Below are 15512 nucleotides of genomic sequence, written 5' to 3' on the forward strand. Positions count from 1 at the left end.
ACATGGCGATCCGAGAGATCCTGAAAATGGGCGACCCCCGCCTGCTGCGCATCGCCCAGCCCCTGGCCGATGCCGATTTCGACAGCGACGCCCTGCACCTGCTGGTGCGCGACATGTTCGAGACCATGGCCGCCGTCAACGGCGCCGGCCTGGCCGCACCGCAGATCGGGGTGGACCTGCAACTGGTGATCTTCGGCACCGACGCCCCCAACCCGCGCTACCCGGATGCGCCGCCTGTCCCCCGCACCGTGCTGTGCAACCCGGTGCTCACCCCGCTGGGCGACGAAGAAGAAGACGACTGGGAAGGCTGCCTGTCGGTGCCCGGCCTGCGCGGCGTGGTGCCCCGCTACAAACGCCTTCACTACCGCGGCCTCGACCCCTATGGCGACCCGATCGAGCGCACCGTGGAGGGCTTTCACGCCCGGGTGGTGCAGCACGAGTGTGACCACCTGATCGGCAAGCTCTACCCCATGCGCGTGCGCGATTTCTCGCGCTTCGGCTTCACCGAGGTGTTGTTTCCGGGGCTGGACCCGAAGCAGGATGATTGAGCACGGGCTTTCTACAGTCCTGTTCGGGGCTCAGGTCCGCTCGGGCCTGGCTTGAGCAGCTCCTTGCGACGTCGCTTGTGAAGTCGCCTGCGCCAGGCTGTCATACACCGGCAACTGGGCGTCGCGGTGCAGCAGGGCGGGCAGGGTCAGGCGCTGGAAGGGCTTGCTGGCGTAGCGGGAGGCGCTGCGGTAGAAGCGCTGCTCCAGCTCCAGGCCCATGCGGGCATAGGCCTCGGCCGCCTGCTCGTCGAGCTTGAAGCCGTCGTAATTGATCACGGCACCCACCTTGTGGCCCAGCGGGGCGCACAGTGCGGTGACGGCGGCGCGGATGCGCTCCACATCGGCTTCGGTGCGCACGCTGAGGTGCTGGAAGTTCAGGAACAGCAGGCCTTGTGCGGCGTCGTACCGGAAGCGGGCCTCAAAGGCCATGTTCAGCAGGCGCTCACGCAGGCCCATGGGTTCGGGGCGGAACAGGGCCGGGTCCATGAGGCGGGGCTGCTCGATCAGGGGGCGAAAGCCCATGTGGGCCACGATGTCGCGCTCGATGTCCACACCCGGGGCCACTTCCGTGAGGCGCAGGCCCTGCGGGGTCAGTTCGAACACGCAGCGCTCGGTGATGTACAGCACGCGTTGGCCCTGCCCGGCGGCGCGCCGGCCGGCAAAGGTGATCTGCTCGACCTGGGGCAGAAACTTGCGCGAGCGACCCTCCTGCAGGATGCGCAGTTGACCGTCGGCTGCGGCCACCTTCAGGCCGCCGGCGGTGAAGGTGCCGGCAAACAGCACGGTGCGCGCGTTCTGCGAGATGTTGATGAAGCCGCCGGCACCGGCCAGCTTGGGGCCGAAACGGCTCACGTTGACATTGCCGGCCGCGTCGCATTCGGCCATGCCCAGGCAGGCCAGGTCCAGGCCACCGCCGTCGTAGAAGTCGAACTGCTGGTTCTGGTCGATGACGGCCTCGACGTTGAAGCCGGCGCCAAAGTCCATGCCGCCCGCGGGCATGCCCCCGACGATGCCGGGCTCGGCGGTGAGGGTGAACAGGTCCAGCACGCGCTCTTCATTGGCCACGGCCGACACGCCTTCGGGCATGCCGATGCCCAGGTTGAGCACGCCGTCCAGGGGCAGCTCCAGCGCGCAGCGGCGCGCGATGATCTTGCGCTCGTCCAGGGGCAGCGGGGCCAGGCTGTCGAGCGGCACCTGCAGTTCGGACGAAAAAGCCGCCGAGTAGCGCGTACCGTAGGTCTGCATGTGGTTGTCAGCTTGGGCCACCACCACACAGTCGACCAAGGTGCCGGGGATGCAGACCTGGCGCGGGTTGAGCGAGCCGGCCTGGGCCACTCGCTCAACCTGGGCGATCACGATGCCGCCTGAGTTGCGGGCCGCCATGGCCATGGCCAGGTTGTCCAGGGTCAGGGCCTCGCGCTCCATGGTGATGTTGCCGTGGGTGTCAGCGGTGGTGCCGCGCACCAGGGCCACGTCGATGCCGAAGGCCTTGTAGAAAAGCCATTCCTCGCCATCGATGTCCATCAGGCGCACCAGGTCTTCGTGGGTGCACCGGTTGATCTTGCCGCCCCCCAGGCGCGGGTCGACGAAAGTGCCCAGCCCCACCTTCGACAGGGTGCCGGGCTTGCCCGCCGCGATGTCGCGGTAGAGCTGCGAAATGCAGCCTTGAGGCAGGTTGTAGGCTTCAATCTGGTCGGCCAGGGCCATTTGGCCCACCTTGGGGATCAGGCCCCAGTGCCCGCCGATGGCGCGCCGCACCAGGCCCGGATGCCCCAGGTGGTTGAGCCCGCGTTCACCGCCGTCGCCCTGACCGGCGGCAAACACCAGCGTCAGGTCGCGTGGGGTCTGGCTGGCGGTATAGCGTTGCTCCAGGGCCAGCAGCAACTCCTCGGGGGTGCCGATGCCGACAAAGCCCGAGGTGGCCACCACGTCGCCGTCGCGGACCAGGGCGGCCGCCTCGGCGGCCGAAACGATCTTGTTGCGCATGTCTTGTCTCCGGTGTCTTGTTTTGTTGGCGCAGCCCCGGGGTGGGCCCCGGGCTGCGGCTTTCGGGTCGCAGATCTCAGATCTCAGGTCTCAATAGAGGCCGGTCAGGTAGTAGGTGGCAATGATCACGCCCACGGCGGCCGTCTTGATCAGGGTGATCGCGAAGATGTCCTTGTACGAGGTCTTGTGCGTGAGGCCGGTGACGGCCAGCAGCGTGATCACGGCGCCGTTGTGCGGCAAGGTGTCCATGCCGCCGCTGGCCATGGCGGCCACACGGTGGAACACTTCCAGCGGGATGTGGGCTGCGTTGGCGGCCTGGATGAAGGTGTCGGACATCGCGGCCAGCGCAATGCTCATGCCCCCCGAGGCCGAACCGGTGATGCCGGCCAGTGCCGAGATCGAGATGGCCTCATTGAGCAGCGGGTTGGGGATGGCCCGCAGGGCATCGGCCACCACCGTGAAGCCGGGCAGGGCGGCGATGATGCCGCCAAAGCCGTACTCGGATGCGGTGTTCATGGCGGCCAGCAGGGCCCCACCGACGGCGGCCTTGGTGCCATCGGCGAAACGCTTCTTCACCGGGCCCCAGGCAAACACCACCACGGTCAGGATGCCCATCAGCAGCGCCGCCTCGACGGCCCAGATGGCCGCCACTTTGCTCACGTCGGTCACCACCGGCTTGGCCATGGTGGGCAGGGCTGCGGTGTGCACCGCGCCGTAGAACTGCGGGATCAGCACCGTGAACACCTTGTTCATCACCCCCACCACCAGCAAGGGCGCCAGGGCCAGCCAGGCGTTGGGCAGCTTTTCGGCGGCATAGGGTTCGGGTTCGTTGCTGTGGCCGCTGCCATAGCCTTCGCCGGCCTCACGTGCACGACGACGGCACCAGGCGAGGTAGGCCAGGCCTGTCACCAGGATGAACACCGTGCCCACCACGCCCAACCAGGGCGCGGCCCAGGTATTGGTCTTGAAGAAGGTGCTGGGGATGATGTTCTGGATCTGCGGGCTGCCCGGCAACGCATCCATGGTGAAGGTGAAGGCGCCCAGTGCGATGGTGCCCGGGATCAGGCGCTTGGGGATGTCGCTTTGACGGAACATTTCGGCCGCGAACGGGTAGACCGCGAACACCACCACGAACAGCGACACGCCGCCGTAGGTGAGCAGCGCACACACCACCACGATGGACAGGGTGGCACGCTCGCGCCCCAGCAGCCCGATGACGGCTGCCACGATGGACTTGGAAAAGCCCGACAGCTCGATCACCTTGCCAAACACGGCGCCCAGCAGGAACACCGGGAAGTACAGCTGCACAAAGCCCACGAGCTTGTCCATGAAGATGCCGCTGAACAGCGGTGGCACCAGAGTGGGATCCGTCAGCAGCACCGCCAACAGCGCGCAGACCGGCGCAAACAGGATCACGCTGAGGCCGCGGTAGGCCACGAACATCAGCAAAACCAGCGAAAGCAAAATGATCAAAAAGCTCATGCGGTCCTCCGCAGGGCGAGCTTGTGAGCCTGCGCGGATTGCAGCGCGGCACAGAAAGGGGTGGGGGTCACGGTGTCTCTCTCCAGTCGATATGAGAAGACCGTCGGGCTGTGGGGCGCGACGGTCCAAAGGTGGGGGGCAGATTGTGGGATCAGGAAGCCGTCGGCCTGGGCGTCGCTTGTGAGCGTGTGTTATTTGCGTTTTTTGGCTCAGCGCGCTGTTCAGTCCCGCTGGTGTGGGTGGCGGCCTACAAGGCCTCCAGCCAGCGCAGCAGGCGCAGAGGGCTGAAAGGCTTGCCCATGTGGGCCTGGGCCCCCAAGGCCAGGCTGGTCTCAATGTCGGCCTGGCTGGCGTGGGCCGAGATGACCAGCACCGGTGTGTCGGCCAGAAGGGCGTGGGCCCGCATCGCCTGCAGCAAGTCGTGGCCGCTCATGCCGGCACCAAAGCACAGGTCGGTGATCACCAGGTCGGGCTGTTCGCGCTGAGCCAGGGCCCAGCCCGAGGCGGCGTCGGCGGCCAGCAGCACCTCGCTGTGCTGGTGCAGCACCAGCCGCAGCAGTTCGATGATGAAAGCGTTGTCCTCGACCAGCAACACACGCCGTCGGGGCCGTACTGGGGGGCCTGGCGTTTCGAGGGGCTGGGGGACTGCGTTCATGGCGATCTTTCGGGGCTGCTGCTGCATGGGCCATCCCACCGCGTGCCGCGCCGTGGCTGGGCGGACCTGGGCTGTCGGAAGGATTTGTTGCAGTTTGATGCAGTCCCCGAAGGGGCTGTGCAGGCCACAGACGGCACGCCCTGTAGGAGGGCATCGATGTCCGGACGCGCCATTGCGCCAGGACAGGGCCAAGGCACTCAGCGGCGCCCGTCAGCCGTGCAGGGGGCTGCCCGGCCGCTGACGGCTTGGTTTCAGACCGTGCCCAGGGCTTTCAACAGCTCGGTCTCGATCTCGATCTGCTTGCGGTTCTGCTGCAGTTCGGGGCCCTGGATCAGGAAGGTGTCCTCCACCCGCTCGCCCAGGGTGCTGACCTTGGCCATCTGCAGGCTGATGTGGTGCTGGGCCAGCACCCGGGCCACCATGTACAGCAGGCCCAGGCGGTCGCTGGCCGAAATGCTGAGCAACCAGCGCTGGGCTTTTTCGTCGGGGCGCAGGTCGATGCGCGGGGCAATCGGAAAGCTCTTGACGCGGCGCGACACCCGCCCCCGGCTGGGGGGGGGCAGGGGGCCCGCTTCGGTCAGGGTGCGGGCCAGTTCACTTTGCACCATGCTGGTCAGCTCGCGGTAGTGCTCGGGCAGCATCTGGGTCACGACCTGGAAGGTGTCCAGGGCGTAGCCATTCGAGGTGGTGTGGATCTTGGCGTCCAGGATGCTGAAGCCGGCCTGGTCGAAGTAGCCGCAGATGCGGGCGAACAGGTCGGGCTGGTCGGCGGTGTAGACCAGCACCTGCATGCCTTCGCCCACCGGCGACTGGCGGGCCCGCACAATGGGGTCGAGCGAGGCCACGTGGCGCGACAGCTGCCGGGTGTGCCAGGCGATGTCGCCCGCGTCGTGGCGCATGAAATAGCTCACGTCCAGCGTGTCCCACAGCGGCTTTTGCACCTCGTGGGGCAGTGCGTACAGGGCCAGCTGCACCAGCGCCTCACGCTTGCGGGCCTCGATCTCGGCGCGGGCGTCGGGGGCGCGGCCGCCCAGCACGCGCAGCGTGTAGCGGTACAGGTCTTCCAGCAGCTTGCCTTTCCAGGCGTTCCAGACCTTGGGGCTGGTGCCGCGGATGTCAGCCACCGTCAGCAGGTACAGCGCTGTCAGGTTGCGTTCGTTGCCCACGCGTTTGGCAAAGGCCTGGATCACTTCGGGGTCGCTGAGGTCTTCTTTCTGGGCAATGCGGCTCATGGTGAGGTGTTCACCCACCAGCAGCTCGATCAGCTCGCTGTCATCACTCGCAATGTCATGGTCGCGGCAGAAGCGGCGTACCTCGGCACGCCCCAGCTCGGAGTGGTCGCCCCCTCGGCCCTTGGCGATGTCATGGAACAGCGCCGCCGTGTAAAGGATCCAGGGCTTGTCCCAACCGGCCGCCAGTTGCGAGCAGAAAGGGTATTCGTGCGCGTGTTCGGCCATGAAGAAGCGGCGCACGTTGCGCAGCACCATCAGGATGTGCTGATCCACGGTGTAGACGTGGAAAAGGTCGTGCTGCATCTGGCCCACGATGCGGCGGAAGACCCAGAGATACCGCCCCAGCACCGAGGTCTGGTTCATCAGGCGCATGGCGTGGGTGATGCCCTCGGATTGCTGCAGGATGCTCAGGAAGGTGCGGCGGTTCACCGGATCGCGGCGGAAAGCCCCGTCCATCACATGGCGGGCGTTGTACAGGGCGCGCAGCGTGCGGGCCGACAGGCCCTTGAGGCCCACCGTGGTCTCGTACAGCAAAAAGGTTTCGAGGATGGCGTGCGGCTGGTTCAGGTACAGGTCGTCGCTGGCCACCTCGATCATGCCGGCCTTCTCGAAGAAGCGCTCGTTGATGCGCCGCGGCTCATGGGTGTTGGGGTGCAGCCGCTCTTCGATGTTGAGCATCAGGATCTGGTGCAACTGCGACACCGCCTTGGCGGCCCAGTAGTAGCGGCGCATCAGGGCCTCGCTGGCCCGCACGGCCAGGCGCGAGCCATCGGGTGCATGCGACTGGTAACCAAAGGTCTCTGCGACCGCTGTCTGAAGGTCGAACACCAGCCGGTCTTCGCGGCGCTTGGCCACCACGTGCAGGCGGGCCCTGATCAGGCTCAGCAAGGCCTCGTTGCTCTTGATCTGACGGACCTCGAACGGCGTGGCCAGGCCCTTGGCGGCCAGGTCGTCCCAGGTGTCGCCAAACCCGGCCGCCTTGGCCACCCACAGGATGGTCTGCAGATCGCGCAGGCCACCGGGCGACTCTTTGCAGTTGGGCTCCAGCGAGTAGGGCGTGTTCTCCGACTTGTTGTGGCGTTGGCGTAGTTCCAGGCTCTTGGCAACAAAAAAGGCCTGGGCATCCAGATGGGCCCGGAAGGCCTGCTGGAAGGCCGTGAACAGATCGGTCGGGCCGATCAGCAGGCGGGCCTCCAGCAGCGAGGTCTGCACCGTGACGTCCTTGCCCGCTTCGGCCACGCACTCGCTCAGGGTGCGCACGCTGGAGCCGATCTCCAGGCCCACGTCCCAGCAAGAGCCGATGAAGGCCTCGAGCCGGGATTTGAGCTCCGGCTCGCTGTCCGCCACCACGCTGTCGGGCAGCAACACCAGCACGTCCACATCCGAATAGGGAAACAGCTCGCCGCGCCCGTAGCCGCCCACGGCCGCCAACGCAAAAGCGGGCGGAAATCCGGCGCGCCGCCACAGCTCGGCCAGCAGGTCATCGACCAGCCGGGCCAGCCGGGTGAGCAAGCCGTGGATGCCCCGGGTGGTGGCGCCCTCGGTCTGGAGTTGCTGCAACAGAGCCGCTTTCTGCTCTTTGTAGGACTGGCGCAAGGCCTGGAGGTCGGTCATGGCGGGGCGGGCGGCGCGGGGTGAACGGGGCGAAAACGGGACGAGGGCCTGAGGCTCAGGTCTTGGTGGTGGTGACGAAGCCCGGCAGCGGCGGGCTGCCGGCCGACAGCGTCAGCACCTCATAGCCGGTTTCGGTGACCAGGATGGTGTGCTCCCATTGGGCCGACAGGCTGTGGTCTTTGGTGACGATGGTCCAGCCGTCGTTGCCGTGCGACTTCACTTCGCGCTTGCCGGCATTGATCATGGGCTCGATGGTGAAGGTCATGCCGGGCTTCAGTTCTTCGAGCGTGCCGGGCTTGCCGTAATGCAGCACCTGGGGCTCTTCGTGAAAGCGCTGGCCGATGCCGTGGCCGCAGAACTCGCGCACCACCGAAAAGCCATGCCCTTCGGCAAACTTCTGGATGGCGTGACCGATGTCGCCCAGGCGGGCACCGGGCTTGACCTGCTGGATGCCGATCCACATGGCCTCGAAGGTCAGCGCGCTGAGGCGCTTGGCCGCGATCGAGGCGTCGGGCATCACGTACATGCGGCTGTTGTCCCCGTACCAGCCCTTGTCGGTGATCACGGTGACATCGATGTTCATGATGTCGGTCTTCTTGAGCGGCTTGTCGTTGGGGATGCCATGGCACACCACATGGTTCAGCGAGGTGCACAGCGAAGCCGGGTAGGGCGGGTAGCCGGGGGGCTGGTAACCGACGGTGGCCGACTTGGTGCCCTGCACATTGACCATGTACTCATGGGCCAGGCGATCGATCTCCAGCGTGGTGACGCCGGGTTTGACGAAGGGGGTCAGGTAGTCCAGAACCTCGGACGCGAGGCGGCAGGCCACGCGCATGCCCTCGATCTCTTCCGCGTTTTTGTAGGTGATGCTCATGACGCGGATTATCCCACCTGAGAATAGCCGCGTCGGGGCACGGCCTTGGCCGGCCCCAGGCTGCCGGTATCAGCGCAGGTTGCCGGTGTGGCCCAGCGAATAGCGGCCAGGTTGCGGCCACACGGCCAGGCCATGGGGCTCCTGCCCCACCTTGATCTGGGCCACGGCGCCGCTTTGGGTGTCAAAGCGGTACACCACGTCGTCAAAACGACCCGACAGCCACAGCCACTTGCCGTCGGCGCTGACATTGCCCATGTCGGGGCTGCCGCCGCCCTGGATCGGCCACTGCGCCGTGACCTTTTCGGTGGCAAAGTCGATCACCGTCACGCTGCCCGGGCTTTTGCGCGGGCCGTGGATGCGGTGCGAGCCCCGGTTGGCCACATACAACTGCTTGCCGTCGCGGCTCGGGTACAGCCCGTGCGCGGCCACCCCGGTGGCAATGAAGCCCACCTCGGTGAGCGAATCACCGTCGAGCACGTGCACGCCGTCGGCCTCCATGTCGGCCACGTAGAAATGCTTGCCGTCGGGCGAGATGCGGATGTCCTGCGGCATGCCCTTGGTGGCCGAGCAGACTTCGGTCTCCATCGGCGACACATTGGGGTCGCTGAGCTTTTGCCCGTCCTTGAAGCGGGTCTTGGGCATCTGCAGCTTCAGGTAGCCCAGCACCTCACGCTTGCCCAGGTCGATCTTGGCCACGCTGCCCTGAAACTCACAGGTGAAGATCGCGTAGCGCCCGTCGATCGAAAAGTCGGCATGGTTGATGCCGCCGCACTTGGGCACATCGATGGCGTATTGCAGGGCCAGGGTCTTGGGGTCGCGAAAATCCAGCCGGTGCTTGGCCTCGGCCACCACGATCAGCGAGGCGCCATCGGGCGTGGCGTACACGTTGTAGGGGTCGTCGACCAGGATCTCCTTGCCCGGCTTGCCGGTGCGCGGGTCGATCGGGGTCAGGCTGCCATCGGTGCGGCGCTCGGCATTGTTGGCCACCCACAGCGTGCGCAGGTCCCACGAAGGCACCACGTGCTGTGGGGCTGGCCCCACCTTGAACTTGTCGACCACCTTCATCTTGGCCGGGTCGATCACATACACATCGTTGGAGCGCAGATTGGGCACATAGATGCGCTCCAGGTCGTCGCGCACGGCCGGGGCCATGTGGTCAGCAGCGGTTTCGCTGTAAAGATTGGCCGGGTTGGGCACCGGCGGCATGCCGGGCACGGTGTTGACCGTCGCCGGCCTGGCGGCGCCATTCTTGCCGACCGCGTCGGCCCCCTGCACCCCGCTGGCCAGCAGGCCCATCACGATGACAGCCGAACTGACGGCCAAACCAACGGCGTTGCGGGCAAAGACTTTCCCGAGGGACATGAGAAGAACACTCCAGATAAAAGAGGCGGCTCAGGGCTTGATGGCCGCCTGGATCGCTGCGGCCGAAGTCTCCACGATTTGCTGCACCCCGACTTGACCCAGCGCAACGCTTGCGCGACGCGGGTCGCCGGTCACGCCCCGGGCCCGGTCGCGGGCGCCCGGGCTGGCCAGTGTGTCGGTGCGCACCAGGGCCGGGTCGGTGGCCAGCATCAGCGAGGTGTCGGCCAGGCCGGCGTGCTCGCCGATCTCGGCCGGGCTGAAGCCGCGCTGCTTCAACTCGGCCACGTAGGCGGTCTGGGTCACGCGGTAGTACTCGCTCAGGGCATGCACCCGCGCCGGCGGGCCGCCGTCACGGGCCCAGGCCTGGTTCAGGCGCTCGGCCACCCGCTCCAGGTTCTTGCGGTAGCCCCCGTGGTCACCCAGGAAGAACACATCGCGAAAACCATGCTGCCGAAAGCTGCGCGCCGAGCCCTCCAGCACGGCCTCAAAAGCCGGCTCGGGGATCGAGATCGTGCCCGCAAAGCGCATGTGCCCGGCCGGCGGGTGGATGCTGCCCTCGGGCACATAGGCCAACACCGGGGCGACCACCGTGTGTCCCACGCGCCGTGCAATCTGACCGGCCAGCACATGCACCCGCACGTTGTGCTTGCCCAGCGCCATCTGCGGCCCGCTCTGCTCGGTGCCGCCGATGGGGATCAGCACCGTGCGCGTGCCCGCATCGAGGCGGGCCTGCAACTCGGGGCTGCTCAGGTCTTCCAGAAAAGGGCTGTCTGGCTCTGCCGCCTGGGCCATCGGCCCCAGCGGGCCGGCCAGCAAGGCCATGAGGCCCAGGCAGGCCAGGGTGTGAGGAAGGTGGCGAAGCGGCATGCGAAGGAGGTCGGCGAAGCGGGAGTTGGGATTATGTGTTGGGTATGTCAACGGGCGGTGAATGGGCGGCATCCGGTCTGCTCATGTCGCCAATATGCAAAAATAGCGACATGATTTCTTGACGTGTTCCAACTTCGACAAAAAAAGAACATGTTGTACGGACATGTCGCCGGCAGCGACATGAACTCAGAACGTGTCGTCGAAACAGGCTTTTTGCATCATGACCAAGAACGTCTTCGCTTGGAATCCCGAGCAGCCACACAACCACTTGCCCGCACTGCCCCCGGCGCACGAGTTGGAAAGCCGCACCGTTCTCAAGGCATGCATCGAAGCCCGCGCCGCCCTGGCCGAACTCAAGCAAGCGGCCGAACTCATCCCCAACCAGGCGATGTTGATCAACACCATCCCGCTGCTGGAAGCCAAAGACAGCTCGGAAATTGAGAACATCGTCACCACCACCGACCAGCTCTTTCAATACGCCCAAGGCCATGAGCAGGCCGACTCGGCGACCAAAGAGGCATTGCGCTACCGCACCGCACTGCACCAAGGCTTTCGGTCGCTCCAGCAGCGCCCCCTGTGCACGGCGACCGCCGTCGAGGTCTGCCGCACGCTCAAGGGCGTGGACATGGACATTCGTCGAACGCCCGGCACTCAGTTGGCCAACGACCGCACTGGCGAGGTGGTCTACACCCCGCCAGAAGGTGAGACTCGTTTACGGGACATGTTGGCCAATTGGGAGCGTTTCCTGCACGAGGCCACCGATCTGGATCCTCTGATCCGAATGGCCGTAGGACATTACCAGTTTGAGGCCATTCACCCTTTCATCGACGGCAACGGGCGCACCGGGCGGGTGCTCAACATCCTGTACCTGATTCAACAAGACCTGTTGAATCTGCCCATCTTGTACCTCAGCCGCCATGTGATTGCGCACAAGGCCGACTACTATCGCCTGCTGCTCTCCGTCACCCGTGATGAGGCCTGGGAGCCCTGGCTGGTCTTCATGCTGCAGGCGGTCGCCGTTACCTCCAAGTGGACGACCGGCAAGATCGCCGCCATCCGCGCGCTGGCCGAGCACACCACCGAGCATGTGCGCACCCGGCTGCCCAAGATCTACACCCGGGAGCTGGTGGACGTGATCTTCGAACAGCCTTATTGCCGCATTGGCAATCTGGTGGACAAAGGCATTGGCCAACGCCAGGCCGCTTCACGCCATCTGCAAGAGCTGGTCAAGCTGGGTGTGCTGCGTGAAATGCCTTTGGGCAAGGAGAAGCTCTTCATCCATCCGAAGCTGATGCAACTGCTCAGTCGCGACAGCAACCAGTTTCTGCCTTATGGCTGACAGTGGCCCGGCAATTGGGCTGTGCCGTTGGATGTTGCACTCGCTGCGGAAGCTGAATCAGCATTGGGTCATCTGCTCGAAATCGCTCAGGGCGGCGGCACGAAAGGCGGGCAGCGCTTCGCAATGTTGGGCCAGGTTGATGAGCGCGGCGTGAGCGGTGGGGGCCAGCACTTCATGCAAACGGTCTTGCACGTACCTGATCAGCACGGTGATCATGACATCGGCGTGGGTGAGGTTTGCCCCGCAGGCATACGGGGTGGCAAGGCGTCGAGCCAACTCGTCAAGGCCTGAGCGGGCCTGTCCAAGGCAGCGGTCAATCCAGACGGCACTTCGGGTTTCGAGGGGGTGGAAGTGCCGCTCGTAGACGACAGCCCCTGCTTTTTCGAGCGTGCCTTGAGCCAAGGCCGTCATCTGCAGGACACGCCGACGCGCCGGGCCTGCGGCAGGGATCAGGGCCGCGTCAGCCACCAGTTCATCCAGGTGATCGAGAATGGCGGCGCTGTCAATCAACACCTCTCCATCGTCGAGGATGAGGGCCGGGATGCGGGTCAGGGGGCTGATGGTCCTGACGGCTGCGGCTTCGCTAAAGACTGAGCGGGTATCTCGGGCGAAGGGTATTCCGTAGTGATGCAGCGCAATGGCCACTCGGCGGGTGACGGGGCTGTCATATTGACCAACGAGGATCATGGGCGGGGCCTTGAGGAGTTGCAAGAAATGGCGTTCAGGAATCTTGAATGAATCTGATGACCCACGCGCATTCAACAAGGTGCTGATCCGCTGAAAACGCCCTGACACCAACGTCCGCCCGACCTACGGTGCCGAGTTATCACGCATCGGTGCGCTTCACCGAACGCAGGCCGGCCTCAAGGCCGAAAACAAATGCCGTCGTCGCCCCACCCAGTCCGTCAAGATGTCCCTTCACACCCCCTCAATCACCGCCGAAACCCCCGCCCCCAGCCGCGTCCAGGGCAGGCTGGCCGGGTCGGCGGGCATGGGGCCTGGGGCGCGGGCAACCAGGATGTGGGAGGCGATGGGGGTGAAGTCGGCGCGGAAGTGCACCGAGCTTTTGTTGACCAGCAACTTCATGGCCTCGGGCTGAATGCCCACGCAGCGATACAGCTCGCGGTCCAGCATCTGGCATTTGCCGCTGGCGACCACGACCAGCACACCGTCCAGCTCCAGGCAGGCGACCAGGCCGAGCCGGGTGTGCACGCCATGCATCATGGGCCCCAGCAGGCGCACGCTGCCTTCGAACAGGGCGCGCACGGTGACATCAGCCTGCACGGGTGGGTCGCTGAGCTGGCCGGGCAGGGTGCTCACCTGGCGGCCCAGGCTCAGGTTCAGGCGGGCGCCGGGGCCGGCCCGGTGGGCGGCAGCGGCGGCTTCGGGGTCGTACAGCAGGCCCAGCGCCACCTGGCCGGGGTAGCGGTGCCCGGCGCCGGCCTGCAACAGGGCATGCAGCATGCCGGTGGTGTTGCTGTCACCCCCTGCGCCGGGGTTGTCCTGGGTGTCGGCGATCACCACCGGGGCGCTGGCGTGTTCGGCCAGCGCCAGGGCCTGCTGCACCGCAGCCAGGGGTTCGGGCAGGCTGACGCGCCAACGCTGGGGCGGCTGGCAAAGCTGGGTCCACAGTTCTTGCACCACCGCCTCGGCGTGCTCGCCATAGGCCCACACGCAGGGGCCGCAGCAGGCGATGTCGGCGGCCGGGAAGCCCATGGCGATGCTGCTCAGGGTGGCTTGACGGGCATCCACCTCGGGCAGTTGCGCGTACAAGGACGCGGCCGGCTCGATCAGGGTGCAGCCGGCGTTGATCGGGATCAGGAAGGGCACGCGGCGCCAGGCCATCGGCAGGCGTTGGCCGGCCTGCAGGCGGCGCTCCAGCAGTTGGGCGGCCAGGCGGCCGGTGGCTTCGGTGTCCACATGCGGGTAGGTGCGGTAGGCCACCAGGCCGTCGGCCAGCGCCAACATGTCGGCGCTGACGTTGGCGTGCAAATCAAGGCTGGCCACGATGGGCAGCTGATCGCCCACCAGCGAGCGCAGGCGTCTGAGCAATTCACCTTCGGCGTCTTCGAAGGCAACGCTGACGGCGGCGCCGTGCAGATCCAGGTAGATGGCTTGCAGGCCCGGGCCGGCCAGGGCCTGGCGGGCCGCCTCGACGATGGCGCCGGCAATGCGCTCGAACGCCTCGTCGCTGACCTGGGCCGAAGGCGTGGCCCCCGCCCAGCAGGCGGGCAGCAAGGTCCAGCCCCGCGCCTGGGCCTCGCTGATGAAGCCGCCGATGGGCAGGCTGCTGCCCGTGAAGCGGCGAAGCATGTCGGCCCCTTCGCTGTAGGCCGGAAAGCCGTCGCCGCGCAAAAAGGCGGCCCAGTCGGCCGGGCTGGGGGCGAAGGTGTTGGTCTCGTGCTGAAAGCCGGCGATCAGGATGTTCATGGTGTTTCGCAGTGGGCAGGGAGGGGTTGAGGCTTTGGGCAGGCGGCTACCAGCCCAGGGCCAGGTGCAGGCCGAGCAACACGCCCATGCCGGCAAACAAGGCGTGGTTGATGTTGCGCCGGCCCCCGAAGTAGGTGAGCAGGGCGGCGGCGCAGGCCCACCAGCGGGCATCCTGCCATTGCGGCACCCACTGGCCCTGGTTCAGCGCCACCTCAGGGACGACCATGGCCAGCAAGGCGCCCAGTGGTGCAAAGCGCAGGCAGGTGCGCAGCCAGCCCGGCAGGCGGGGTTGCTGGCCGGGCAGCAGAAAAAAGGCCCGGGTCAGCACGGTGATCAGCACCAGCAGGGCCACGGCCAGCCAGCCCCTGTGTTCGGGGTCATCGAGCATGGGGCCTCGGTCGGCGGTGTTCGGCCAGCAGACCCGCGGCCATGGCGGCCAGCATGGTGACCAGCACCGGCAGGCCGCGTGGCAGCGCCTGGGCCGGCAGGGCCACGGCACAGGCCGCGAAAGCGGCCACGCGGGTGGGGCGGTCTTTGACCATGGGCAGGGTCAGGGTCAGCAAGGCCAGGATGGCCACAAAGCGCAGGCTGTTGGCGCCGGGCAATTGGTCGGCCAGCAGCAGGCCCACCCCGGATGAGAGCTGCCACACCGCCCAGTTGCTCAGCGCCAGGCCGAGGTAGAAGGCCACCTCGCGGCGGCGTTGCCGGCGGTTGTGGCCGGGCAGGGGGTGGCGCTGGGTGAACAGCGCATAGATCGGGTCACCGGCAAAGTAGGACAAGGCCACGCGCTGCGGTCGGCTCAGGTGGTGGAAGTAGCGGCTCCATTCGGCGCTGAACACCACGAAGCGCAGGTTCAGCACGGCCGCGGTGGCCCCCACCAGCCACAACGGGGCTTGGCTGGCCATCAGCGGCAGGCAGGCCAGTTGGGACGAGCTGGCATACACCAGCAGCGACATGGGCAACAACACCGCCATGGGCAGGCCGCTTTGGGCCATGGCCACGCCCGCCACCAGGCCCATGGCGGCCGTGCCGGTGGCCGGCCCGGTGACGGCCCGCACCCCCGCCAGCGCGTGCCTCACGGTGCGTGGGCCGAGCCAGGCGGGCCAAAGGGTCAAGGCAGGCC

At 66.6% G+C, this 15512-nt stretch carries 13 protein-coding genes; 2 read left to right on the plus strand and 11 right to left on the minus strand.

The genetic code is table 11. From position 1 onward, the window contains the following. Nucleotides 1-2 precede the first annotated feature (2 nt). Nucleotides 3-548 (plus strand): peptide deformylase, encoded by a 546-nt coding sequence (locus AC3WUT_RS02545; protein ID WP_492345483.1) that lies wholly within the window; start codon nt 3-5, stop codon nt 546-548. A 30-nt stretch (nt 549-578) separates the two neighbouring features. Here AC3WUT_RS02545 and AC3WUT_RS02550 read toward each other — a convergent pair whose 3' ends face one another. The 7 genes from AC3WUT_RS02550 to AC3WUT_RS02580 form a co-directional block, all read right to left on the minus strand. Continuing rightward, nucleotides 579-2534, minus strand: coding sequence for an acyl CoA:acetate/3-ketoacid CoA transferase (locus tag AC3WUT_RS02550; RefSeq protein ID WP_492345484.1), 1956 nt, complete (start codon nt 2532-2534; stop codon nt 579-581). 90 nt (nt 2535-2624) lie between these two features. Then, the gene (locus tag AC3WUT_RS02555; RefSeq protein WP_492345485.1) at nt 2625-4016 is read right to left on the minus strand and encodes a GntP family permease; all 1392 of its coding nucleotides are present in this window, start codon (nt 4014-4016) and stop codon (nt 2625-2627) included. A gap of 247 nt (nt 4017-4263) precedes the next feature. Further along, on the minus strand, nt 4264-4671 hold the full coding sequence (locus AC3WUT_RS02560; RefSeq protein WP_492345486.1) for a response regulator: 408 nt from the start codon (nt 4669-4671) through the stop codon (nt 4264-4266). A gap of 251 nt (nt 4672-4922) precedes the next feature. Beyond that, the gene (locus AC3WUT_RS02565; RefSeq protein ID WP_492345487.1) at nt 4923-7517 is read right to left on the minus strand and encodes a [protein-PII] uridylyltransferase; all 2595 of its coding nucleotides are present in this window, start codon (nt 7515-7517) and stop codon (nt 4923-4925) included. Nucleotides 7518-7572: 55 nt separating this feature from the next. Further along, nucleotides 7573-8391, minus strand: coding sequence for a type I methionyl aminopeptidase (gene map, locus AC3WUT_RS02570; RefSeq protein ID WP_492345488.1), 819 nt, complete (start codon nt 8389-8391; stop codon nt 7573-7575). 69 nt (nt 8392-8460) lie between these two features. Beyond that, nucleotides 8461-9753 carry a YncE family protein gene (locus AC3WUT_RS02575; protein WP_492345489.1) on the minus strand — a complete coding sequence of 431 codons (1293 nt, stop codon included), beginning with the start codon at nt 9751-9753 and terminating at the stop codon, nt 8461-8463. 30 nt (nt 9754-9783) lie between these two features. Next, entirely contained in the window at nt 9784-10620 is an 837-nt protein-coding gene (locus tag AC3WUT_RS02580; protein ID WP_492345490.1) for a creatininase family protein, read from the minus strand. A gap of 220 nt (nt 10621-10840) precedes the next feature. Here AC3WUT_RS02580 and fic point away from each other — a divergent pair, with 220 nt between their 5' ends. Beyond that, nucleotides 10841-11959, plus strand: a complete 1119-nt coding sequence (gene fic / locus AC3WUT_RS02585; protein WP_492345491.1) for a protein adenylyltransferase Fic — start codon at nt 10841-10843, stop codon at nt 11957-11959. A gap of 57 nt (nt 11960-12016) precedes the next feature. Here fic and AC3WUT_RS02590 read toward each other — a convergent pair whose 3' ends face one another. The 4 genes from AC3WUT_RS02590 to AC3WUT_RS02605 form a co-directional block, all read right to left on the minus strand. After that, nucleotides 12017-12646 (minus strand): glutathione S-transferase family protein, encoded by a 630-nt coding sequence (locus AC3WUT_RS02590; RefSeq protein ID WP_492345492.1) that lies wholly within the window; start codon nt 12644-12646, stop codon nt 12017-12019. A 231-nt stretch (nt 12647-12877) separates the two neighbouring features. Next, nucleotides 12878-14389: a M81 family metallopeptidase gene (locus AC3WUT_RS02595; protein ID WP_492345493.1), complete on the minus strand. Its 1512-nt coding sequence runs from the start codon at nt 14387-14389 to the stop codon at nt 12878-12880. Between the two features lie 46 nt (nt 14390-14435). Further along, nucleotides 14436-14777, minus strand: a complete 342-nt coding sequence (locus AC3WUT_RS02600) for an AzlD domain-containing protein (RefSeq protein WP_492345494.1) — start codon at nt 14775-14777, stop codon at nt 14436-14438. Next, nucleotides 14767-15504, minus strand: coding sequence for an AzlC family ABC transporter permease (locus AC3WUT_RS02605; protein WP_492345495.1), 738 nt, complete (start codon nt 15502-15504; stop codon nt 14767-14769). Before AC3WUT_RS02605 ends, AC3WUT_RS02600 begins: the two co-directional genes overlap by 11 nt. Nucleotides 15505-15512: the final 8 nt, after the last annotated feature.

Source organism: Curvibacter sp. EU05-FHT14A10, assembly GCF_058791075.1.